Origin of the sequence: Actinomadura sp. K4S16 (genome assembly GCF_008327685.1) — a bacterium.
GTDB lineage: Bacteria > Actinomycetota > Actinomycetes > Streptosporangiales > Streptosporangiaceae > Spirillospora.
Window position 1 is genome coordinate 186584 of the sequence record NZ_BDDE01000018.1, and the last position, 20566, is coordinate 207149.

General features: G+C 70.4%; 26 protein-coding genes. 12 read left to right on the forward strand and 14 right to left on the reverse strand.

The features are described 5' to 3' along the window. Positions 1-30 precede the first annotated feature (30 nt). The 3 genes from K4S16_RS28980 (at position 31) to K4S16_RS28990 (ending at position 3015) form a co-directional block, all read left to right on the forward strand. The gene (locus K4S16_RS28980) at positions 31-807 is read left to right on the forward strand and encodes a sensor histidine kinase (protein ID WP_149262216.1); all 777 of its coding nucleotides are present in this window, start codon (positions 31-33) and stop codon (positions 805-807) included. Further along, a complete protein-coding gene (locus tag K4S16_RS28985) occupies positions 804-1451 on the forward strand; it encodes a response regulator transcription factor (RefSeq protein WP_149262217.1) in 648 nt (215 codons plus the stop codon). Before K4S16_RS28980 ends, K4S16_RS28985 begins: the two co-directional genes overlap by 4 nt. Before the next feature lie 490 nt (positions 1452-1941). Beyond that, on the forward strand, positions 1942-3015 hold the full coding sequence (locus K4S16_RS28990; RefSeq protein WP_149262218.1) for a hypothetical protein: 1074 nt from the start codon (positions 1942-1944) through the stop codon (positions 3013-3015). 96 nt (positions 3016-3111) lie between these two features. On the opposite strand, the gene K4S16_RS28995 is transcribed toward K4S16_RS28990, so the two are convergent. The 10 genes from K4S16_RS28995 to K4S16_RS29035 form a co-directional block, all read right to left on the reverse strand. Beyond that, positions 3112-3357, reverse strand: a complete 246-nt coding sequence (locus K4S16_RS28995; protein ID WP_149262219.1) for a hypothetical protein — start codon at positions 3355-3357, stop codon at positions 3112-3114. A 90-nt stretch (positions 3358-3447) separates the two neighbouring features. Continuing rightward, positions 3448-3669, reverse strand: a complete 222-nt coding sequence (locus K4S16_RS29000; protein ID WP_149262220.1) for a hypothetical protein — start codon at positions 3667-3669, stop codon at positions 3448-3450. Between the two features lie 92 nt (positions 3670-3761). After that, positions 3762-3896 carry a hypothetical protein gene (locus K4S16_RS46560; protein WP_268843283.1) on the reverse strand — a complete coding sequence of 45 codons (135 nt, stop codon included), beginning with the start codon at positions 3894-3896 and terminating at the stop codon, positions 3762-3764. Between the two features lie 384 nt (positions 3897-4280). Beyond that, a complete protein-coding gene (locus K4S16_RS29005; RefSeq protein ID WP_160161067.1) occupies positions 4281-5549 on the reverse strand; it encodes an HNH endonuclease signature motif containing protein in 1269 nt (422 codons plus the stop codon). A gap of 395 nt (positions 5550-5944) precedes the next feature. After that, the gene (locus K4S16_RS29010) at positions 5945-6742 is read right to left on the reverse strand and encodes a carbon-nitrogen hydrolase family protein (RefSeq protein WP_200842182.1); all 798 of its coding nucleotides are present in this window, start codon (positions 6740-6742) and stop codon (positions 5945-5947) included. Between the two features lie 5 nt (positions 6743-6747). After that, positions 6748-6966, reverse strand: a complete 219-nt coding sequence (locus tag K4S16_RS29015) for a hypothetical protein (protein WP_149262222.1) — start codon at positions 6964-6966, stop codon at positions 6748-6750. Beyond that, on the reverse strand, positions 6963-7148 hold the full coding sequence (locus tag K4S16_RS29020; RefSeq protein ID WP_149262223.1) for a DUF397 domain-containing protein: 186 nt from the start codon (positions 7146-7148) through the stop codon (positions 6963-6965). Before K4S16_RS29020 ends, K4S16_RS29015 begins: the two co-directional genes overlap by 4 nt. Beyond that, positions 7145-7330: a DUF397 domain-containing protein gene (locus K4S16_RS29025; protein ID WP_149262224.1), complete on the reverse strand. Its 186-nt coding sequence runs from the start codon at positions 7328-7330 to the stop codon at positions 7145-7147. The genes K4S16_RS29020 and K4S16_RS29025 overlap by 4 nt, the downstream gene beginning before the upstream one ends. Continuing rightward, positions 7327-7524 (reverse strand): DUF397 domain-containing protein, encoded by a 198-nt coding sequence (locus tag K4S16_RS29030; RefSeq protein WP_149262225.1) that lies wholly within the window; start codon positions 7522-7524, stop codon positions 7327-7329. The genes K4S16_RS29025 and K4S16_RS29030 overlap by 4 nt, the downstream gene beginning before the upstream one ends. Next, positions 7521-8375 (reverse strand): helix-turn-helix transcriptional regulator, encoded by an 855-nt coding sequence (locus K4S16_RS29035; RefSeq protein WP_149262226.1) that lies wholly within the window; start codon positions 8373-8375, stop codon positions 7521-7523. Before K4S16_RS29035 ends, K4S16_RS29030 begins: the two co-directional genes overlap by 4 nt. 234 nt (positions 8376-8609) lie before the next feature. On the opposite strand from K4S16_RS29035, the gene K4S16_RS29040 reads away from it, so the two are divergent. Together K4S16_RS29040 and K4S16_RS29045 are read left to right on the forward strand one after the other, a co-directional pair. Continuing rightward, positions 8610-9086, forward strand: a complete 477-nt coding sequence (locus K4S16_RS29040) for an ATP-binding protein (RefSeq protein WP_160161068.1) — start codon at positions 8610-8612, stop codon at positions 9084-9086. After that, positions 9083-9457, forward strand: coding sequence for a VOC family protein (locus K4S16_RS29045; protein ID WP_149262228.1), 375 nt, complete (start codon positions 9083-9085; stop codon positions 9455-9457). Before K4S16_RS29040 ends, K4S16_RS29045 begins: the two co-directional genes overlap by 4 nt. A 65-nt stretch (positions 9458-9522) precedes the next feature. On the opposite strand, the gene K4S16_RS29050 is transcribed toward K4S16_RS29045, so the two are convergent. The 3 genes from K4S16_RS29050 to K4S16_RS29060 form a co-directional block, all read right to left on the reverse strand. Beyond that, complete coding sequence (locus K4S16_RS29050; protein ID WP_149262229.1) at positions 9523-10992, reverse strand: amidase; 1470 nt, start codon at positions 10990-10992, stop codon at positions 9523-9525. 46 nt (positions 10993-11038) lie between these two features. After that, a complete protein-coding gene (locus K4S16_RS29055) occupies positions 11039-11437 on the reverse strand; it encodes a cupin domain-containing protein (RefSeq protein WP_149262230.1) in 399 nt (132 codons plus the stop codon). Positions 11438-11536: 99 nt separating this feature from the next. Beyond that, a complete protein-coding gene (locus K4S16_RS29060; protein ID WP_149262231.1) occupies positions 11537-12973 on the reverse strand; it encodes a PLP-dependent aminotransferase family protein in 1437 nt (478 codons plus the stop codon). A gap of 127 nt (positions 12974-13100) precedes the next feature. Between K4S16_RS29060 and K4S16_RS29065 the strand changes: the two genes are divergently transcribed. Together K4S16_RS29065 and K4S16_RS29070 are read left to right on the forward strand one after the other, a co-directional pair. Next, positions 13101-13997: an NAD(P)-dependent oxidoreductase gene (locus tag K4S16_RS29065; RefSeq protein WP_149262232.1), complete on the forward strand. Its 897-nt coding sequence runs from the start codon at positions 13101-13103 to the stop codon at positions 13995-13997. 102 nt (positions 13998-14099) lie between these two features. Beyond that, complete coding sequence (locus K4S16_RS29070) at positions 14100-14474, forward strand: VOC family protein (protein ID WP_149262233.1); 375 nt, start codon at positions 14100-14102, stop codon at positions 14472-14474. Positions 14475-14842: 368 nt separating this feature from the next. Here the strand turns inward: K4S16_RS29070 and aceE are convergent, their stop codons facing one another. Next, entirely contained in the window at positions 14843-17632 is a 2790-nt protein-coding gene (aceE, locus tag K4S16_RS29075; RefSeq protein WP_149262234.1) for a pyruvate dehydrogenase (acetyl-transferring), homodimeric type, read from the reverse strand. Between the two features lie 365 nt (positions 17633-17997). On the opposite strand from aceE, the gene K4S16_RS29080 reads away from it, so the two are divergent. The 5 genes from K4S16_RS29080 to K4S16_RS29100 all read left to right on the forward strand — a co-directional run bounded on the left by K4S16_RS29080 (position 17998) and on the right by K4S16_RS29100 (position 20538). After that, a complete protein-coding gene (locus tag K4S16_RS29080) occupies positions 17998-18195 on the forward strand; it encodes a DUF1918 domain-containing protein (protein WP_149262235.1) in 198 nt (65 codons plus the stop codon). Between the two features lie 93 nt (positions 18196-18288). Beyond that, positions 18289-18696, forward strand: a complete 408-nt coding sequence (locus K4S16_RS29085) for a YjbQ family protein (RefSeq protein WP_149262236.1) — start codon at positions 18289-18291, stop codon at positions 18694-18696. Positions 18697-19184: 488 nt separating this feature from the next. Next, positions 19185-19613, forward strand: a complete 429-nt coding sequence (locus K4S16_RS29090) for a DUF3052 domain-containing protein (RefSeq protein ID WP_149262237.1) — start codon at positions 19185-19187, stop codon at positions 19611-19613. Between the two features lie 19 nt (positions 19614-19632). Further along, positions 19633-20106: a peroxiredoxin gene (locus K4S16_RS29095; protein WP_149262238.1), complete on the forward strand. Its 474-nt coding sequence runs from the start codon at positions 19633-19635 to the stop codon at positions 20104-20106. Between the two features lie 81 nt (positions 20107-20187). Next, a complete protein-coding gene (locus tag K4S16_RS29100) occupies positions 20188-20538 on the forward strand; it encodes a hypothetical protein (protein WP_149262239.1) in 351 nt (116 codons plus the stop codon). Positions 20539-20566: the final 28 nt, after the last annotated feature.

Below are 20566 nucleotides of genomic sequence, written 5' to 3' on the forward strand. Positions count from 1 at the left end.
TCCGTCCGGGTCTGGCGGCAGGATGGGCGGATGCTGCCCGCGTGGCTCGTGCCCCTCCTCGCCACAATCCCATCCACATGGGCCCTGTGGGAGCGGCGCAGGCGCCGCGCCGAGCTCGGGGCGCGGACCTGGCTGCTGGAACGCGAACGCGAGGGCGCCGCACGCCGGGCCGTCGAGGAGGAGCGGGCCCGGGTGGCCCGGGACCTGCACGACATCGTCAGCCACAGCGTCAGCGTCATGGTCGTCCAGGCGGGCGCGGCCCGGCACGGCGTCGACGGCGAGGCCGAGGACGCGCTGCTGGCCGTCGAGCGGACCGGCCGGGAGGCGATGACCGAACTGCGGAACTTGCTCGGCGTGCTGGCGCCCGCCCCCGACGGCGACGGTGAGGCGTTCGCCCCGCAGCCGTCGCTGGCGCACCTGGGGACCCTCGTCGACCGGATCGCCTTCGCGGGCCTGCCGGTCGATGTGACCGTGACCGGCGAACCGTGCCCGCTGCCCACCGGGATCGACGCGACCGGGTACCGCATCGTCCAGGAGGCGCTCACCAACGCCTTGAAACACGGCACCGCCGGGGCGACGGCGGAGGTGACGGTGACCTACGGGAGACGGAACCTGCGGCTTGAGGTGCTCAACACCGGCCCGAGCGTGCTCACCGGAACCGGCCCCGCCCCACCCGAGAACAAGGGCGGCCGGGGCCTCGCCGGCCTGCGCGAACGGGTCGCCGTCTACGGCGGCGACCTCGACGCGCGCCGGCGCCTGGGCGGCGGCTACCGCGTGCGGGCACGCATCCCCCTGGAGCGGCCGTGACCAAGGTGCTGATCGCCGACGACCAGACACTGGTGCGCGGCGGCTTCCGCATGATCCTCACCAGGTCCGGGATCGAGGTCGTCGGCGAGGCCGCCGACGGACTGGAGGCGGTGACCGCCGCACGTCGCCTCCGGCCGGACGTGGTCCTCATGGACATCCGAATGCCCGGAATGGACGGCCTGGAGGCCACCCGCCGCGTACTCGCCGACGATCCCACGTGCCGCGTCCTGATCCTGACGACGTTCGACCTCGACCAATACGTGTACTCCGCACTAGCCGCCGGCGCGAGCGGCTTCCTCCTGAAGGACGTCACCCCCGAACACCTGGTGGCGTCGGTGAAGCTCATCGAGACCGGCGACGCGCTGCTAGCCCCCTCCATAACCCGCCGCCTCGTCGAGCGATTCGCCCGCCCCGCACCGGCACCCCAGGGCCTGGACGTCCTGACCCCACGCGAGAAAGAGGTGCTCCGCCTGGTAGGCGGCGGCCTCTCCAACACCGAACTGGCCGCCCACCTCCACCTGAGCGAGGCAACGGTCAAAACCCACGTAACCCGAATCTTCGCCAAACTAGGCCTACGCGACCGAGCCCAAGCCGTAGTGGTCGCCTACGAGTCGGGCCTAGTAGTCCCCGGCACCCCCGAGTGACCAACAAGCGCAGCCGGACCCTGGCCAGGTGCTGGTGGGCGTGACGTGACTGGACTTAGGCGGCGGTGCGGCCGGGACCGGCCGCGGCGGGCGGCAAGCCCGGGCCCGGGGCGTGATGGGCTTGTGCGTTCTGAGGACGATCTGCTCTGCGAGGCCGCCGACCTGAACGGCTGGGCCCTGCGGTGGCTCCGCCATGTCGTGGCAGCGACCGCCCTCGCCGGCTTCGGTGGCCTGCCTTGGCCGGGCGGCGAGCGGGCTGCCATGGACGGCAAACGCATACCGCGAGGTTCGCGGGCTACTCCTACTGACCCCTGGCTAGTGCGGTGAGCACGAACGTCCACCGGGGTGGGTGACACGCTGGAAGATCTCAGTCGACCCGACTTCGACGCCAGGCCGGACCGGATCGAGGAGGTCATGTCCCGGCTTGCGGTAGAGGATCGTGCAGGAAGCGATCGTGTCGGTACGATCACCCCGATCGTGGGGGGCGAGATTGTTCGGAATCTTCAAGCGGCGGCGCGAGGACGAGCTGGCGGAGATCGACGCGGAGATCACCGCGTTCGGAGAGGAACTCGCACGGTTGCCGCTCGACCCGGACGAACATGGCGCCGACCTTGACCTGATGGCCGACTACGGCCGCGCGCTGGACGCGTACGAGCAGGCCAAGCTGGACTTCCTGGGCGACCGTGACCGTGGGGACGCCGCCGACGTCCTGCGGAGTCTCGACCAGGGACGCCGCGCGCTCGCCCGCGTCAATGCCGCCCTGACGGGACGGCCCCTCTGCTTCTTCGACCCCCGCCACGGCCCGTCCGTGGACTGTGTCGCGTGGGCCCCGCCGGGCGGCGCCGCGCGCGACGTCCACGTGTGCGCCGCGGACGCGATCCGCCTCACCGAGGGGCTGCCGCCGATCGCGACGGGCGTCCGGCCGGAAACTCGCACCAAGCGGGCGGGGGACACCGGTGACACGCGCCGGCCACGCGAGCCGAAACAGGCGCCCCGACCTCCCCGTCCGGCGAAGCGACCTGGGCCGTTCAGGGTGGCGCCCCCGGATCTGGGCGAGAAACACCACGTCAAAGGGCGAGGCAAAGGCGAAGCGATGCTGCACCGCCCCGACTGGGAGGTCCCGTCGCTGGTCGTCGCCCGTCTCCACGAAGGCGGGCGGATCGAACACGTCCAGCAGGGAAAGGCCGTGCGGCTGGCTGATGTGCCGTCACCGTTCCGCATAGTGCGGCCGCTCTCCCTGCAGACAGACTGGCCCGTCCAACTGCGCATCACGTGCAACGGCACGTGGTCGGCATGGTTGCAGGCCAGTGACACCGTTCCGGTCATCGAGCGCGCCGTCGGCTCACGCGGTCCGTTCATCTTCCGCTACGTCGGCGGAGCGGCGCGGATCCAGATGCAGCACAGGGAAGGGGGCAGGTACTCCGTCACCGAACTGACCCCGGAGTTCCACCGGGGCCCCCACGTCCTGTCCGGCAAGGGGATCTCGTCCGCTGAGGGTCAGGTGGCGGGCTCGGTCTTCCTCCATGTGGAGGCGAAGGGCGAGTGGGTCATCAAAGTGATCTGAGCCCTTCCCGGTAGGGCCGCGAGGCCGACCAGGGACAGCCTATGGACAGCCTGGGGATGCACCCGCTCGGTCGTGCTGAGGACCATGCCCCGCGTGTCACCCGACCCGGCGAGCGTTCGTGGTCACCGCACCAGGCGCTGCCGCGGGTGGACGGATCGCCGGCAGCGCGGCCTCGGCGCAAGTCTCGCCTTTGCGCAGGTGGACCAGGGTCATCAGGGCCTGCATGCCCGCAGGCAGGCGGCGGCCCTTGCTGCCGATGGCCTGGCGGTGGCGGCGGACCACACCGGTGGCGTAGGTCAGGGTCCGGCGCGACAAAGGCAGCGAAGCACGGTACAAAAGCATGCGAGGCCTCTGGTGGGGACGGGGGTTGTGAGAGATCAATCGTCCTACCAGGGGCTTCTTGACGTCCGGCATCGCCCACGCCGTCCGCGGTCATGCTCTGATCAGCGACTCCGAAGCTGCCGCTGAAAAAGGCTCAGTGAAATGGGCCAGTGCCCGGTCAATCTCCTCGACCGACTGGCGACGAGCCCTCACGGCGAAGTGGAGCCCCTGAATGCCGAACACCTTGTGGTGCAGGACGCGCTGCACGTCCGGGTGATCCAGACCGGAGACACCCGGGGCGCCGGCGCTGAGCCCCGGCACTGGATCGAGCACCAGGAGCCTGCTGCCCGCGCCACAGTCCTGAGCCGGAAGCCGGTGATCGCAGACCAGGGCAGGAAGACGTGATCGGGCGCAGCGTCGGTACTTCAGCGCAGCCCATGGGCGGACATGCGCATCGCGACCGCGGGGACGCCCATGGTGTTCCAGGTCTCTTCCAGATGCCGGACGGCGGCGAACTGGCGCCACGATCCGAGCCACGGGATCGGGCCTGGCAGGAGCATCAGCCAGGTGACTTCCCATGCCGCCCCTGGGGGACGCGCATGGCTGTCAGCGCTGCGATCACGACGAAGAGGGCACCGCCCGCCATCCGCACCAGGCGGAGGTGCGTAGGGCCCGCAGCTTCCCCCTGCGGGCGGAGAACACGGCCTCACGGTCGATCTCGGCGATGAACTCGGATTCCTTAGGGGCTTGGGTGCACTCGATGAGTCTGCACCCCGGCCACCTCTGCTGTTCTGTCGCGTGAGGTTGGGCACGCGGGTTACTGCATTACTGAATCGCCCTCCTCGTTGCCGTTGGTGGGAGAGAGCACGCCAAGAACAAGCGCTGCTGCCCCGTCCGGGCCGGATGAGCGGTTTGTCCCGGCTCCGCCGTCCGCGCGCCGCTGGTCAGGCGGCCCAGTTGAGGGTTGTGTGCGGCTCGACTGTGCCTGGCTCGACTGTGCGCGGATTGGTGGTCGGTGGGTGGGTGGTTGGTGTGCCGGGTGGGTGGAGCCGGTAGAGGTAGCGGCCGGTGGCGGGGTCGTGGGTGGTGTGGATGTGTTGGGGGTGGGTGTGTTTGTAGCGGTTGTGCCATCCGCAGCACAGGGCGAGTTTGTCGATGTCGGTGGGGCTGTCGCCCAGGGCCCATCCGTTGACGTGGTCGACCTCGCACAGGATTCCGGGGACTTCGCAGCCGTGCACCGCGCACGTGGGATAGAGCGTCTCCAGGACTTGGCGTTGGGCGGCGGTGGCGAAGCGGACTTTGTGCCCCAGATACAGCGGCGCGTTCCCGTTGCCCAGCAGGAGCGGTGAGACTCCGGCCGACAAAGCAATGCGGCGGGCCTGGGGCGCAGGAATGGGGGTGCCGTCGGTCAACCTCGCCGGTGCGTGACCGCCGGTGAGGGTGTCCAGGTCGCAGATGACGGTGACCTTGGTCGCCTTGTGCCCACCGGCCAGCACACTCGACAGGGCCGCGGCGGTGCGCTCGGGCAGGTCGCGGTGGTCGTCGGGCCCGGCCGGTTTGGCCAGCGGGCCCAGGGTGCCGTCCCAGACGGCGGCGTCCTCGGCGTTCAGCCAGCCCTTGATGTAGCGGCCGCCGTCCAGCGAGCGGGTGGAGTCGATCCAGGATCGCTCGTAGCCGCGCTGCACCTCCTCGGGTGGCTGCTCGCACCCGTCGCGTTCGGCGATGACCTCCCGGATACGGCGCCCGAACGCGGCGACCTTCCCGGGCGAGAAGCCCTGGCCGATCATGTCCAGCAGCAGCGTCTCGGCCTTGGCGCAGTCGTCATCGTCGAGGCGGGCCACGGCGTCGGCGACCGTGGTGGCGTAGCCGTAGGACAACTCACCTTTGGCCAGGAGCTCGGTGACCACATGGAGCCGGTGGATATGGCGGGCCAGGGTGACGCGTTCCTTGGCGCGGGCGTCGCGCATGCCCAGTCGGGACCGCAGCCACGCCTGCGTGGAGGGGAACCCCCAGCGGCGCGTCTCACCTGCCGCGTCCACGCGGGCGACGAACCCGGCCAGCGCGGCCTCATGGGCGTCCGACGCCGCCGCTAACGTCTCGGCGAGCTCCATGCACACCGCAGCCGACTCGGGGGCGGAGCGGGCGGCGAGTTCGGCGGCGATCGCGGCGGCGGCGTCCACCAACTCCTGAGTGGACGCCGCGCCGAGATCCATATCCGTAACCGAACACATGCGCAAAGTATATCGAACAAGTAAACCAATAGATGCGAGATTGGAGGCTGATTATTGTTGCCGTGGGGATAGGTGAGACCCGGAGAAAGTGGAATCCGATTTACATACTTGCAGAAGTCGAGCATTCCCCTCAAAGTAGCCCGGCACCACAAAAACAACTAAAGGGTTAATCTGGTCAGCGGAGGGAGCGTCCCGCTACGAGGCAAGCCACCTGCAGTCGGGACCGGGGATCAGTCGGGCGTCCGGCCCTCCGCGCACGGTCGGCGGGCCGGGCGGGCGACCCGACACCAAACTCCCCGCTCTATTGAGGGGATTCCTAAACGTGGGATCCATCTCTCAAAGGGGAGTCAGGCTGCGCCTGCGTGTCTGACCCCGGATCAGGTGCTGGTCAGGTCCTGTCGCTGGTCGAGGTACCAGTTGCTGGTCTGGTTCAAGTCGATGGTTGCCCGCAGCAGTTCGGGGTCGGCGGAGGCGGTCTCTGCGAGAACCTCGCCGCGAGGGTTGATGATCATGCTGGGGCAGTGTTGGAGGGGTTCGGCGGCGTTGCAGGCCAGGACGAACCGCTGGTTCTCGGCGGCTCGGCTGATGAGGTGGCTGCGCCAGACACCGGCGGGTTCGGTTGGATTGGCTGCGTGAGTGGGGAAGAGCAGCAGGTCGGCACCGGCGTCGACGAGATGGCGCCACTGTTCGGGGAAGCGGATCTCGCGGCAGATCTGCACCCCCACGGTGACCGTGCCTGTCTGAGTGGACAGGGACACTGGCGCCAGCCGGTTTCCAGGCCGCAGGTGGTCTCTTTCATTCATGGCCAGATTGACCTTGTGATAGACCCACCGTTGGGCATCAGGGCCGCAATAGAACACAGCGTTCCTCCACGCGCCGCGGTCCCAGGCAAGCGACCCGCAGAACAGGTGAACCTTCTGTCGTTGTGCAAGATCGGCCACGTATCGGGCCGCCAGTTCTACATCTGTGATCCGGGAGTGGTCCTGCAGTGGTGACAGGTCGGTGCCGTATCCCGATAGCGCTCCTTCGGGGAGGAGTATGAGATCGTCGGCGCGTCCCCGGGCCACGATCTGGCTGATCCGCTCCAGATTCTCCTCGATCACCCAGCTGACCTTCATCTGCGCGACCATCACCGAAAGTGAACCAGCCGAGTGCTTCCCGCCGGTGGCGTTCACCAGGCCTAGCCTTCGGGGTGGCTCTTCGGTTGGTCGTGTACGCGGTTCAGGACGCGGTACACCATCGCCCTTCCGACGGAGAAGGGCCCCACCTGCTCGGTGATGGTGTAGTCGCTGATGCCGTGCATACGCACCAGTTCGGCCTGCCGGCGTGCGGTGAGCTGGGGCTGGCGGCCCTTGAGGCGTTCGTGGGAGCGGGCGATTCTGTCCCGGTCAGCGATCACGGCTGTGATGCCAGATGGGCCAGGAGGCTGGTGAAGCGTTGGCGGGTGAGGGTTAGATGTCCGGAGGCGGGGTTCTTGCTGTCGCGGATGCCGATGTGGTCGTGGAGGCCGGCGATCTCGACGCAGTTGCCTTCGTCGCCGCCGCTGTAAGAGCTCTTGCGCCACTGGGGTGTTGCGTTCACGATTGCGACGCCAGATGGGTGAGCAGGTCAGCGAAGTCTTCGCGGGCAAGGGTCAAGTGACCGGCGGCCGGGTTTTTGCTGTCGCGGATGCCGATGTGGCCGTCGATCTCAGCAAGTTCGACGCACTCGCCTTCGTTGCCGCCGCTGTGGGTGCTCTTCCGCCAGCGGGTTGAGTTGTTCACCGTCGTGACGTCAGGTGGGTGAGGAGGGTGGTGAAGGCCTGGCGGGTGAGGGTGAGGTGCCCGGAGGCGGGGTTCTTGCTGTCGCGGATGCCGATGTGGTCGTGGAGGTCGGCGATCTCGACGCAATTGCCCTCGTTGGAGCCGCTGTAAGAGCTCTTGCGCCAGCGAGTGTGGGGCAGTCCGGAGGAAATCATGTTTGTGACGCTACCCCGTCAATGAGTTCCAGCGAAGCAGTTCTGTCCAGGGCCGCTGACAGGAGCATTTTGAACGTCGCCTCATCGGTCGCCACCTCGGCCTCGTCCTCCACGAAGATGCTCCCGGTGCGATGGTCGCTCACGGACACGGTGAGTCGTCCGGGTGGGCGTAGGGAGAGGAGAACGTACGGGGTGATGAGCCCGAGGTATTCGCTGGCTGTCCTGGGAAGGACTCGGAGGTCCACGTGATCGCGCCGTGCGACCTCGGTCAGCCACCGAATCTGTGCGCGCAGGAGCGCGGGGTCACCGCCTACTTGGTTGTAGAGAACTGCCTCCGCGATGATCGGCATATAGCGTGGCGGGTCAGAACGGCTCAGCACCTTCTGTCGTGACATTCGGAAGTCGACCAGCGCTTTGACATCGTGGGGGCGTTTGGCGTTGCCGACCGCGATGATCTCTCGGGCGTAGTCGGGGAGTTGGAGGAGCCCAGGGATGATATTGGGCTCGAAGTTGCGGATGACGGCAGCGTCTTCCTCCAGGCTCGCCAGGTCGAGGGCGGCGGCGGAGATGCGGTACTCGTACGCCCGCACCCACGTGCCGGGCTGGTGGGTGGCGAGGTGGAGGAGGGATTCGCGGAGAGGGCCGTCCTCGATCTCGTAGAAGTCGAGTAAGTCGCTGAGTTCTTCTGGGGCGACGAACTGGAGGCCGTTCTCGACCATGCTCACCCAGCCCTGGGAGCGGCCGAAGCGGCGGGCCACGGTGGCGACGGTCAGGTTGTGGCGGTCGCGGGCTTTGCGGAGCGCCGAGCCGATCCGGCGCTGGCGAACGGTGGGGGCGTTCCCGGAAGGCATCTTTCAAGAATGTCACCGAGTGTGTCGGCGCGTGCACGGAAAGGCTGGCGGTTGAACGTTCAGTCGGGGAACGTTCAGGCGGCCTGACACGGGGACTTCGGGCGGTGATTGTGGCGGGCGACTCCGAACCGAAGGGAGGCGCACGATGGGAGCGCCCGAGACGAGAAGGACACCGGTGAGATGGGAGGCGGGCCACTCGGCGGCCCGGCCCGGCGTGTCGTGGATGGCGGGGTGATGAGCGGCGACCTGGTCGTGGTCGGCGCGATCACGTTGCCGGGCGTTCCCCGGTCGGTGGCGAACGCGCGGCGGTTCCTGCGGGACATGCTGCCCCCGGCCCATCCCGCGCTGGACGACCTGATGACGGTCGGGAGCGAGACCGTCTGCAACGCCATCCTCCACACGGCCTCGGGTGACGGCGGCTGGGTGACGGTGAGCCTCCTGGTCGGAGAGGGCGTTCACCGTCTGGAGGTCGCTGACGATGGGGCGGACGGCAGGCGCCCCCGCGTCAAGCCGGAGGACGGCGCCGAGTGCGGGCGCGGGATGCGGATCGTCGAAGCCCTCTCGGATCGCTGGGGGTACCGGACGGACGGGGACCGCACGATCGTGTGGGCGGAGTTCCGTTTCGCGAACTCGTTCGGAAACTCCGACATGGGGCTGTCGCGGGTCTCTTCCACGCTGATGGCATCAGCGTTCCAAGGAGGAGACCAATGACTGTTCCCGCTTTCAACACCGTCACGTGGTTCCAGGTCGGTACCGACGCGCCGGAGGAGGCCCGCCGCTTCTACGGCGACATGTTCGGCTGGAAGTTCGCGCTCGACCCCTACAGCGACGGCTACGACCTGGTCACCTACCCGGGCGCCGACATGCCGTCCGGGGGCATCTCCCACGAGCCGGACGCGTCCCGCAACCACGCGATGTTCCTGGTCCTCGTGGAGGACGTCGAAGCCGTCTGCGACCAGACCGTGAAGGCCGGCGGCAAAGTCGCCATGCCTCCGCTGAGCAACGGCAACGGTCTCAAGTTCGCCTACTTGCAGGACCCGTCCGGCAACACCTTCGGCGTCTTCACCCCGCCCGCGCCCTAGGCCTCATCGAGCGGTACGGGGCTTCGCGTGCCGCCCGCGGCGCTCGACCGGTGGATGAGCCGTGCTCAGGCCACGGGAGGCCAGGGGGCCGTCCAGTCCCATGGGGCGGCCTCTTCGAACTGGGCCGACAGCCGCAGGACGACGGCGTCGTGGCCGTGCGGTGCCGTGATCTGGACGCCGATCGGCAGGCCCGCGGCGTCGCGCCCGAAGGGGAGGGACGCGGCGGGCTGCCCGGTCAGGTTGGCGATCCGGGTGAACACGGTGTACCGGGCGATCGCGTCGGCCGTGCCGGGGACGGCGGTGTCCAGGACGCCCAGGCGGGGCGGCGGTGCGGGCAGGGTGGGGCTCAGCCAGATGTCGTGATCCGCGTAGAACCCCGCGACCGTGCGGCCGAGTTGTTCCGTCTCCTGCAGGGCGTGGAGGAGGGCGCTGCCGGTGACGCCGGCCGCCTCCTCGTACTGCCGCCGGGTCATCGGCTCCAGTTCGTCGTCGCCGAGGGCGCGCCCGCGGGCACGGACCACGGTGTCGACCAGGCCGCGCAGCCCGGCGCCGAACAGCACGTCCAGGGCCCTGCCCGGAAGGTCCGGATCGAACGAGGGCCCGGCGGCGCGGACCTCGTGCCCCAGGCGTTCGAACAACGCGGCGGCCTCCTCGACGGCGGCGGCGATCTCGGGATCGACGGGAGTGCCGTCGGGAGCGACCGTGGTGTAGCCGACGCGCAGGCGCGCCGGCGGCCGCCGCACCGCCGCCGAGAAGGTCTCCTCCATGGCGGGGGTCGCGAACGGCGCGCCGGGGACGGCTCCGGCGGTGGCGTCCAGCAGGGCCGCGCTGTCGCGCACCGTCCGGGTCACCGCGTGGGAGACGGCCATCGGGACGGACAGGGCACTGGCCCGCGGACCGTTCCACACCAGGCCGCGGGACGGCTTCATGCCGAACAGCCCGCAGGCGGAGGCCGGGATGCGGATGGAACCGGCGGCATCGGTGGCGTGCGCGGCCGGCAGGATGCCCGCCGCGACGGCGGCGGCCGCCCCGCCGCTGGAGCCACCCGCGGAGTAGGCGGGGTTCCAGGGGTTCCTCGTCGGCCCGTGCAGTGCGGGCTCGGTGCTGGCGCTGGCGCCGAACTCCGCCGTGTTGGTCTTGCCGAGGACGGCGAGCCCGGCCGCGCGGTAGCGGATGACCAGGTCGGCGTCCCGCTTCGCGACCGCGTGCTCGAACATCCGGCTGCCGTGGGTCGAGGGCAGGCCGGCCACGTCGCAGTAGAGGTCCTTGATCCCGATCGGGACGCCGCGGAGCGGCCCGTCCGGCAGTCCCCGTGCCACCTCGTCGCGCGCCTCGTCCAGGCGGGTGGCGACGAGGGCGTTGATGCCCGGGTCCCGCGTGGCGATCCGGTCGGCCACCAGTTCGAGGACCTCCTTCTCGCGCAGCTCGCCGTTCCTGATCAGTTCGGCGAGCCCGACCGCGTCATAGATGTCGAGGGGCGTGTCGAGGGGGGCCGGTCCGGGTTCCGGTGCCCGGCCCGGGGAACGGTTCGTCATCTCTGCTCTTTTCTCATCTGAGGGGCTTCGGGGCGTGGCGCGGGGGTCAGGCGCGGGGCGCGCGACGGTCCCGCCGCTGCCGGAGCTCCTCGTCGTCCACCAGCGTGAGCATCGGCCGGCCGGGGACGCACATCATCACGGCGACGAACCGGCTCCACCCGTCGGTGAGGTTGTTGGCCGCCTGGTAGTGGATGACGTCGCCGCCGGGTTCCCAGAACGTCTCGCCGGCGCGGACCACCCGCTCGGGCTCGCCTTCGAGTTCGAAGACCATCTCCCCTTCGAGCATGTAGCCGAACACCGGGCCCGCGTGGCGGTGCGGCGGGGTGCCCGGATCGCCGGGAGGCAGTTCGATGAGGACCGTCATCGCGCAAGCCCCGTCAGGGATCGACGGCTGCTGCTCCGCGAGCACCGTCAGGACGGTGCCCGACTCTTGCGTGCTTTCCATGCCCGGCACGCTAGGACCTGATCGGCCCCATCGGATGGGCCATTCGGCGGTCAGATCGTTGGACCGCTTGGTGTCGCGGAGCCGGGCGCTCCCGTCCGGTCAGCCGGCTCCGAGTTCGCTCAGGCGGCCGACCAGGGCGTCGATCGCGGGCCGGTAGGCGCGTGCCGGCGGGCTGCCGTACCCGACGACCAGCGACGGGGGCCGCGGTTCCCGGTCGAGGGGATCGCGCAGGTAGGCGCCGAGCGCGTGCACGTCGACCGACGCGAGTCGCAGGGCGGCCGTCAGCGCCGCCTCGTCGGGCGGGCCGGACGGCAGTTCGAGGATCGCGTGCAGGCCCGCCTCGATCCCGCGCACCCGCGCGCGCGGCAGCCGGGAGGCCACCGCCTCGGCGAGCAGGTCGCGGCGGTGGCGGTACGAGCGGCGGACCGTGCGCAGGTGCCGGTCGTAGCCGCCGGAGTCGATCAGGCGGGCGAGGGCGAGCTGTTCGAGCGGGCTCGTCGGTTGCGCCCGGCGCTTGGCCTCGACCAGCGGTTCGAGCAGCGGCGGCGGGCAGGCGATCCAGCCGAGCCGCACCGCCGGGCCGAGGCTCTTGCTGGCCGACCCGGCGTACACGACGCGGGACGGTCGGCGGGCCTGCAGCGCGCCGACGGGCTTGCGGTCGTAGCGGAACTCCCCGTCGTAGTCGTCCTCGACGATCCAGCCGAGGTCCTCGTCCGCCCACGCCAGCAGGTCGGCGCGGCGCGCGGGCGCCATGCTCATCCCGAGCGGGAACTGGTGCGCCGGCGTGCACACGGCGACCCCGGCCCCGGAGGCGGACAGCTCCGCGCAGGACATCCCGTCGGCGTCCACGGCGATGTCGGCCACGTCCAGACGGGAGGAGACGATGCGGACATGGTCGCCGATCGCCGGGTTCTCCATCGCGACGCGGTCCGTCCCGAGTTCGGCGAAGACCTCGGTGAGCAGGGTGAGCGCCTGCGTGAACCCGGAGCAGACGACCACATGGGACGGGTCGACACGGACTCCGCGCACGCGGCCCAGATAGGCGGCCAGCGTCGTGCGCAACTCCAGGCGCCCCCTGGCGTCGCCTCGGGCGAAGGCGTCGGCCGGCGCCTCCCGCAGGACGTGGCGCATGGCGCGGCCCCAGGAGTCGCGGGGGAAGGAGCTGCTGTCCGCCTGGCCGGGACGCAGGTCATGGCGCGGCGCCGCCGGGACCGGGCGCTCCGGCGCGGTGGAGGCCGGCGTGGAGGCCCCGGCCGCGACGCGCGTGCCGGATCCGGAACGCGAGGTGAGCCAGCCCTCGGCGACCAGCTGCTCGTAGGCGGCGGCCACGGTCCCGCGGGCCAGCCCGAGCTGTTCGGCGAGCTCCCGGCTGGAGGGCAGTCGCGTCCCGGCCCTGAGCCGCCCGTCGCGGATCGCGGACCGCAGCGCCTCCTCGACCGCCCGCCGCCGGCCGCCCCGGGGCGGGATCTGCAGGAGCAGCTCCGGACCGAAGCCGGGCCCGAGGGGAGGCGTGAAGCTGTCCAATCTTTCGTCCATGCAATGGCCCAGCCTAGTGGGCTGTTCCGCTCGTAGGTTGGCGGTGCCCGGAGGCCGGGCCGTTCGACTGCCCCGTCATGCCCGGCCACCGGGCTCCATCGAAGATCCGCAGAGAAAGGAGCCCGCCGTGCGCGTCTTCGTCGCCGGCGCCACCGGCGCCGTGGGCCGGTTCTTGGTGCCGCTTCTCCTGGAGGCCGGACACCAGGTCACCGGTACCGCCCGGACCCGGGCAGGGCTGGACCGGTTGCGCGAGCAAGGCGCCATCCCCGTCCAGGTCGACGTGTTCGACGCCGGTGGCCTGGTCGAGGCGGTCGCGGCCGCCTCACCCGACGCCGTGATCCACCAGCTCACCGCGCTGGCGAAGGGCACGCCCGCCGACAACGGGCGGATCCGCAGGGAGGGCACGCGCAACCTCGTCGACGCCGCGGTGCGGGCCGGCGTGACCCGCATTGTTGCGCAGTCCGTCGCCTGGGCCTACGCGCCCGGGGACCCGCCGGCCGGCGAGGACGTCCCCCTCGACCGGACGGCCCCTCCGCCGCGGGCGAACATGATCGGCGGCATCGCGGCCCTGGAGGAGACGGCCGCCGAGCTGGACGAGCACGTCGTCCTGCGCTACGGCACCTTCTACGGGAAGGGGACCTGGTACTCGCCGGACGGTCTCGTCGCCGATGTGCTCCGGGGGGAAGGGAACGCCGGCCGGGCCGCCGCGTTCGTCGGCCGGTTGCAGGCCGACGACGGCGTCACGTCCTTCGTCCATGTGGAGGACGCCGCCAGGGCCGCGGTCGCCGCCCTCGACTGGCCGAGCGGCCCGGTCAACATCGTCGACGACGAGCCGGCGGCCGCCCGGGACTGGTTGCCCGTCCTGGCCGCCGCGTTCGGGGCTCCGCCCCCGCCCGCGGCCACCGGCCGCGCGGGCTGGCAGCGCGGAGCGAGCAACGCCCGCGCGAGATCGTTCGGCTGGCGGCCCCGCCATTCCAGCTGGCGGACGGGCTTCACCACGATGGAGGGGGCCGAGAGGACCTGAGGAGAAAGGTCGCTCGGATCGAACTCGTTCGGAAACTCCGACATGGGGTTGTCGCGAGGCTCTTCCACGCTGTTCGGCAGCAGTGTTCCAAGGAGGAGACCAATGACCGTTCCCGCTTTCAACACCGTCACGTGGTTCCAGGTCGGCACGGACGCGCCGGAGGAGGCCCGCCGCTTCTATGGCGACATGTTCGGCTGGAAGTTCGCGCTCGACCCCGACGCCGACGGCTACGACCTGGTCACCTACCCGGGCGCGGAGGAGCCGTCCGGGGGCATCTCCCATGAGCCGGACGCGTCCCGCAACCACGCGATGTTCCTGGTGCTGGTGGAGGACGTCGAAGCCGTCTGCGACCAGACCGTGAAGTCCGGCGGCAAGGTCGCCATGCCGCCGCTGACCACGACCAACGGCCTCAAGTTCGCCTACTTGCAGGACCCGTCCGGCAACACCTTCGGCGTGTTCACCCCGCCCGCGTCCTAGACCCAGGACATGGCGAGGGCCCCGAGGCGAACCTCGGGGCCCTCACCACGCCGGGGCCCGGCGATGATCGCGGCCTACACCTCCGCGATCACCGTCACCGACACGGCCCTGGCCTCAGCCACCGCCGCGGGTCGGGCGGCTGGAAGGCGCTCTGAGCGCCTGGAAGTCGCACGACCCGCCGAGCCGGGCGACCGCAGCGACACGACGCGAACCCGCACGGGCACGGAAACCTGCACCGTGGCGTGAGGATCGCCCGGCTCGCAACGGGGGGTTCCAGGGGGGTCGCTCCCCCTGGGCAGCGCAGCGTGAGGATCGCCCGGCTCGCAACGGGGGGTTCCAGGGGGGTCGCTCCCCCTGGGCAACACAGCTCACGCGTCGCCGCCCGTGTTGCTCTCGGCGCTGCCTACGCCGCCCGCGAAGACGTCGCTGACCTCGGCGTTCAGCTTGTAGCGCTGGATCGCCTCCGTCAGGGTCTCCGGCTTGATCTCGCCGTGACGGGCGAGGCGGGTGAGCACCGCGAGGACGATCGACGCGGCGTCCACGTTGAAGAACCGGCGGGCGGCGGCGCGGGTGTCGGAGAACCCGAACCCGTCGGTGCCGAGCGAGGTGTAGTCACCGTGGACCCACGGCGCGATCTGGTCGGGCACGGCGCGCATGTAGTCCGACACCGCGACGATCGGCCCGGCGACGTTGTCGAGGACCCTGCTGACGTACGGGACGCGCTGCTCCGCGTCGGGGTTCAGCAGGTTCCAGTCGTCGCAGGCGCGGGCCTCGCGGGCCAGCTCGTTCCACGAGGTGGCCGACCACACGTCCGCGGCGACGCCCCAGTCCTCGGCGAGGAGCCGCTGCGCCTCCAGGGCCCACCGGCCGCCGACGCCGGACGCGAGGATCTGCGCCCGCGGGGCCTCGCCGTTCCCGGAGGCGACCTCCGGGGCGGCCTTGTGCCGGTACAGGCCCTTGAGAAGCCCGTCGACGTCGAGGTTCTCGGGCTCGGCGGGCTGCTGGTACGGCTCGTTGTAGACGGTGAGGTAGTAGAAGACGTCCTCGCCGTTCGGGTGCTCCTCGGACGACCCGTACATGCGGCGCAGCGCGTCCTTCACGATGTGGGCCAGCTCGAACGCCCACGTCGGGTCGTAGTGGACGCACGCCGGGTTGGACGCCGCGAGCAGTGGGGAGTGGCCGTCGGCGTGCTGGAGGCCCTCACCGGTGAGCGTGGTGCGGCCGGCGGTGGCGCCGAGCAGGAACCCGCGGCCCATCTGGTCGCCGAGCGCCCACATCTGGTCGCCGGTCCGCTGGAACCCGAACATCGAGTAGAAGATGTAGACCGGGATCATGTGCTCGCCGTGCGTGGCGTACGCGGTGCCCGCGGCGATGGTGGACGCCATCGAGCCGGCCTCGCTGATGCCCTCGTGGAGCATCTGGCCGCTTTCGGCCTCCTTGTACGACAGCAGCAGCTTGCGGTCGACCGCGTCGTAGGTCTGCCCGTGCGGCGAGTAGATCTTGGACGTGGGGAACAGCGAGTCCATGCCGAACGTGCGGTACTCGTCCGGGGCGATCGGTACGAACCGGGCGCCGATGTTCTCGTCCTTGATCAGGTCCTTGAGCAGCCGGACGAACGCCATGGTCGTCGCGATGTTCTGCTTGCCGGACCCCTTCTTCAGCTCGCTGTAGACGGGGTCGCCGGGCAGCTTGAGCGGCTTGGCCCGCACGACCCGCTTCGGCAGGAACCCGCCGAGGGCGGCGCGGCGCTCGCGCATGTACTGGATCTCTTCGGAGTCCTCGCCCGGGTGGTAGTAGGGCGGCAGCGGCTGCTCCAGCGCCGAGTCGGGGATGTCCAGGTAGAGGCGGTCCCGGAACTCCTTCAGCTCGGCCTTGGTGAGCTTCTTCATCTGGTGCGTGGCGTTGCGGGCCTCGAAGTCCGAGCCGAGCGTCCAGCCCTTGATGGTGTGCGCGAGGATCACGGTCGGCTGCCCGACGTGCTCGCGGGCCGCCTTGAACGCCGCGTAGACCTTGCGGTAGTCGTGCCCGCCGCGCGACAGCTTGCGCAGCTCGTCGTCCGACAGGTGCTGGACGATCTTGCGCAGCCGGGGGTCGGCGCCGAAGAACTTCTCCCGGATGTACTCGCCGGACTCGACGGTGAACGTCTGGAACTGGCCGTCGGGCGTCGTGTTCATCTGGTTGACGAGGACGCCGTCGACGTCCTGCGCGAGCAGCGGGTCCCAGTCGCGGCCCCAGATGACCTTGATGACGTTCCAGCCGGCGCCGCGGAAGAACGACTCCAGCTCCTGGATGATCTTCCCGTTGCCGCGCACCGGGCCGTCGAGCTGCTGGAGGTTGCAGTTGACGACGAAGGTGAGGTTGTCGAGCTCCTCGCGGGCGGCGAGGCCGATCGCGCCGAGCGACTCGGGCTCGCCCATCTCGCCGTCGCCGAGGAACGCCCACACGTGCGAGCGGGACGTGTCCTTGATCTTGCGGTTGTACAGGTACCGGTTGAACCGGGCCTGGTACACCGAGTCGATCGCGGTCAGGCCCATGGACACCGTGGGGAACTCCCAGAAGTCCGGCATGAGCCGCGGGTGCGGGTAGGACGACAGGCCGCCGCCGGGGTGCGAGTGCTCCTGGCGGAACCCGTCGAGCTTCTCCTCGGGCAGCCGTCCTTCAAGGAACGCGCGCGCGTAGATGCCGGGCGCCGCGTGCCCCTGGATGAACACCTGGTCGCCGGACTCGCCGTGGTCCTTGCCGCGGAAGAAGTGGTTGAAGCCCACCTCGTAGAGCGAGGCGGCGGAGGCGTAGGTGGCGATGTGGCCGCCGACGCCGAGTTCGGGGCGGTTCGCCCGCGACACCATGATCGCGGCATTCCACCGGATGTAGGCGCGGATGCGCCGTTCCACATGCTCGTCGCCGGGGAACCAGGGCTCGGATTCCGGCGGGATCGTGTTGATGAAGTCGGTGCTGCGCAGGCTGGGTACGCCGACCTGGAGTTCTCGCGCCCTCTCCAGGAGCCGCAGCATCACGTAGCGCGCCCTGCCGCGGCCCTCGGTCTTGATGACCGTGTCCAGCGACTCCAGCCACTCCCGGGTCTCGTCCGGGTTGATGTCGGGCAGCTGGCTCGGCAGCCCGTCGCTGATGATCGAAAAGCGTTGACGTCCGGAAGCCACGGGGTCCCCTCTGTCCTTACCGTCTGTGCTGGTCAGACCTGGGCCGCCGCGCGGGAGGCCACCGGTCCCGGCAGACTGTTCGTCGCCTCGGTTCGTGATCCATCGTCGCCGCTAATCTCGGCTAACGCATCTCTACCAACCAGTAACCATTGTCCCCGGTCAGCGCGGGGGCCGACCCGGTGCGACCACCTTTTTCACGGTGCCGGGAGATTCCCTCCGGCCGGGTGCGGGGAACGTATGAGGCGGGGAACGTTTGAGGTGGGGAACTTGTGAGGCGGGGAGCGACGAGCGCCCTGGGCGCGAACGAGCGCCCACCCGCCCGGCACGGTCCGCCCCGGCGGCGGACGGGTGAGCTTGGGGGAAGTATGAACGGAAAGATCGGAGACCGGCTGCACGTCCACGGCAACGTGGTGGGGCAGCCCGACCGCATGGGCGAGATCGTCGAGGTGCGGGGCAAGGACGGCGGCCCGCCGTACCTGGTCAGGTTCGACGACGGCCACGAGGCCCTCGTGTACCCGGGGCCGGACGCGGTCATCGAGCCGCGCGCCAAGGCGTCCCGCTAGCTGAGCCGCGGCGCCCGGCCCCGGATCCGTCCCCGTGCGGTTCTGTCTCGGAGCGGATGCGTCCGGTGCCGCGGATGGGGTAGACACGGGATCATGGAGAGCACCGTGGTCCGGGTGACCACCGGTACGGGTGAGGCCGTGCACGACATCACGGCGGAATGCGAGCGGTTTGCCGCGTCCGCGGGTGGTGACGGGCTCCTGCACGTCTTCGTCCCGCACGCGACCGCCGGCGTGGCGATCATCGAGTTGGGCTCCGGCAGCGACGACGACCTGCTGGCGGCCCTGGGCGACCTGCTGCCCGCGGACGACCGCTGGCGGCACGCGCACGGCTCGCGAGGCCACGGGCGGTCGCACGTGATGCCCGCCCTCGTGCCCCCGTTCGCGACCCTGCCGGTCGTGGGCGGACGCCTCGCGCTGGGCACTTGGCAGTCGGTGGCGTTGGTCGACCTCAATGTCGACAACCCCGATCGGCAGGTTCGGCTGTCGTTTCTCAAAGGATGAGCGGCGCGAGCCGGGGGGTGTGGGGGGTCGTCCCCCCACATGGTGCAGGGTTGAGCGGCGCGAACCGGGGGGTGTGGGGGGTCGTCCCCCCACATGGTGCAGAGTTGAGCACCGCGAATCGCAGGGTGTGGGGGGTCGTCCCGCTACATTCTGTAGGAATGAGCACGGTAAACCGGGGAGTGTGGGAGGTCGTCCTGCCACATGGTGCAGGGTTGAGCAGCGCGAACCTCAGGGTGCGGCCGGACGCCTCTCTGCGGGGTGCGGAGTTGGGCGGGCCGGTATCACGGTCGGTGGGCGTCCGGTGACCGGGATCTTCGTAATCGGGCCAATGGGGTCACCAAAAGCCGGGAAGACACTTGCGCAAGGGGCCCTCACTTGTGTGGACTGTCCCGCAAACACCGCACAGGTGCGGGCGGGCCGCCCGTCCAGGGGGGCCGAGAGCGACAAGGGCTCGAACCGTGCGGACTGACGACAATGGGAGGACTTTCGTGAGCGCGACCGCGGGTCAGGCGCAGTCTGAGCGCAGCCTGGCCGAACGGCTCGGCCTCAAGCCGGGCCAGGTGGTGCAGGAGATCGGCTACGACGAGGACGTCGACGAGGAGCTCCGCCGCTCCGTCGAGGAACTCACGGGGAACGAGCTGGTCGACGAGGACTACGAGGACGTGGTCGACATCGTGCTGCTGTGGTGGCGCGAGGAGGACGGCGACCTGTTCGAAGGCCTGACCGACGCGATGATCCCGCTCACCGGCGGCGGCAACATCTGGCTGCTGACGCCGAAGGCGGGCCGGGACGGGCACGTGGAGCCGAGCGACATCGGCGAGGCCGCGCAGACCGCCGGCCTGTCGCAGACCAGCAGCGTCAGCGCGGCCCGGGAGTGGTCCGGCACGCGGCTGGTCGCCCCCAAGGTGCGCAAGTAGCGCCGGGGCTGGAGAGATCTTGGCGGTCAACGTAGGCGACACCGCACCGGACTTCGAGCTGAAGGACCAGCACGGCACTCCGGTGAGGCTGTCGGACTTCCGGGGCGGCAGGAACGTCGTCCTGGTGTTCTATCCGCTGGCGTTCAGCGGCGTGTGCACGGGCGAGCTGTGCGCGCTCCGCGACGAGCTGTCCAGCCTGGTCGCCGGGGACGGCGCCGGCGACGACGTGCAGGTGCTCGCGGTCTCCGTCGACTCGATGTTCGCGCTGCGGGCCTGGTCCGATCAGGAGGGCTTCCCGTTCCCGCTGCTGGCCGACTTCTGGCCGCACGGCGGGACGGCCCAGCGCTACGGGGTGTTCGACGAGGTCAGGGGCGTCGCGCAGCGCGGCACCTTCATCATCGACACCGAGGGCGTGGTCCGCTGGAAGGTCGTGAACGCGATCCCGGACGCACGTGACATCGACGAGTACCGCAAGGCGCTCGCCGGGCTCTGAGCGAACCGGACCGGTTCCGGCTCATTTCGCGGCCATCCGGACCGGATGGCCGGAACCGGCCCCCGCACCCCTGGAGGTGTGATGCCCTGCTTTCGCTGCGGGGCGCGGCAGACCGACCCCGTGCGCGGGGCGAGCCCGTGGAAGCGCGGGGTCCGGGCGGACCACCAGGTCCTGATCTGCCCCCGGTGCCAGGTCGTCCACGACTGGGCGGACGAGCTGGACCACTGCTCGGAGTGCGGCTCGGCCGCGCTGGTCTGCCGGCTCGGCGAGGTGGAGTGCCGTGACTGCGGCCATACCCGCGACGCCGTCCGGGAGGAGCCCGACCAGGCCGACCTGGTGCACTCGGGCGCCCAGCCGCCCGCCGACGGCGGCCTGTCCGAGGAGGTCGCGGCGGCGCTGTCGCGCGTCCTGAAACGGGGTCCCGCGCTCTGAGGAGACCGGCCGGATCCGGACGCGGACC

Excerpts from the sequence above, each read along its gene's own strand:
- K4S16_RS28980 (WP_149262216.1), top strand. The coding sequence starts at position 31 with ATGCTGCCCGCGTGGCTCGTGCCCCTCCTCGCCACAATCCCATCCACA.
- K4S16_RS28995 (WP_149262219.1), bottom strand. The coding sequence starts at position 3,357 with ATGCTTTTGTACCGTGCTTCGCTGCCTTTGTCGCGCCGGACCCTGACC.
- K4S16_RS46560 (WP_268843283.1), bottom strand. The coding sequence starts at position 3,896 with ATGCTCCTGCCAGGCCCGATCCCGTGGCTCGGATCGTGGCGCCAGTTC.
- K4S16_RS29005 (WP_160161067.1), bottom strand. The coding sequence starts at position 5,549 with ATGGATCTCGGCGCGGCGTCCACTCAGGAGTTGGTGGACGCCGCCGCC.
- K4S16_RS29030 (WP_149262225.1), bottom strand. The coding sequence starts at position 7,524 with ATGATTTCCTCCGGACTGCCCCACACTCGCTGGCGCAAGAGCTCTTAC.
- K4S16_RS29035 (WP_149262226.1), bottom strand. The coding sequence starts at position 8,375 with ATGCCTTCCGGGAACGCCCCCACCGTTCGCCAGCGCCGGATCGGCTCG.
- K4S16_RS29040 (WP_160161068.1), top strand. The coding sequence starts at position 8,610 with ATGAGCGGCGACCTGGTCGTGGTCGGCGCGATCACGTTGCCGGGCGTT.
- K4S16_RS29045 (WP_149262228.1), top strand. The coding sequence starts at position 9,083 with ATGACTGTTCCCGCTTTCAACACCGTCACGTGGTTCCAGGTCGGTACC.
- K4S16_RS29050 (WP_149262229.1), bottom strand. The coding sequence starts at position 10,992 with ATGACGAACCGTTCCCCGGGCCGGGCACCGGAACCCGGACCGGCCCCC.
- K4S16_RS29055 (WP_149262230.1), bottom strand. The coding sequence starts at position 11,437 with ATGGAAAGCACGCAAGAGTCGGGCACCGTCCTGACGGTGCTCGCGGAG.
- K4S16_RS29060 (WP_149262231.1), bottom strand. The coding sequence starts at position 12,973 with ATGGACGAAAGATTGGACAGCTTCACGCCTCCCCTCGGGCCCGGCTTC.
- K4S16_RS29070 (WP_149262233.1), top strand. The coding sequence starts at position 14,100 with ATGACCGTTCCCGCTTTCAACACCGTCACGTGGTTCCAGGTCGGCACG.
- K4S16_RS29080 (WP_149262235.1), top strand. The coding sequence starts at position 17,998 with ATGAACGGAAAGATCGGAGACCGGCTGCACGTCCACGGCAACGTGGTG.
- K4S16_RS29085 (WP_149262236.1), top strand. The coding sequence starts at position 18,289 with ATGGAGAGCACCGTGGTCCGGGTGACCACCGGTACGGGTGAGGCCGTG.
- K4S16_RS29100 (WP_149262239.1), top strand. The coding sequence starts at position 20,188 with ATGCCCTGCTTTCGCTGCGGGGCGCGGCAGACCGACCCCGTGCGCGGG.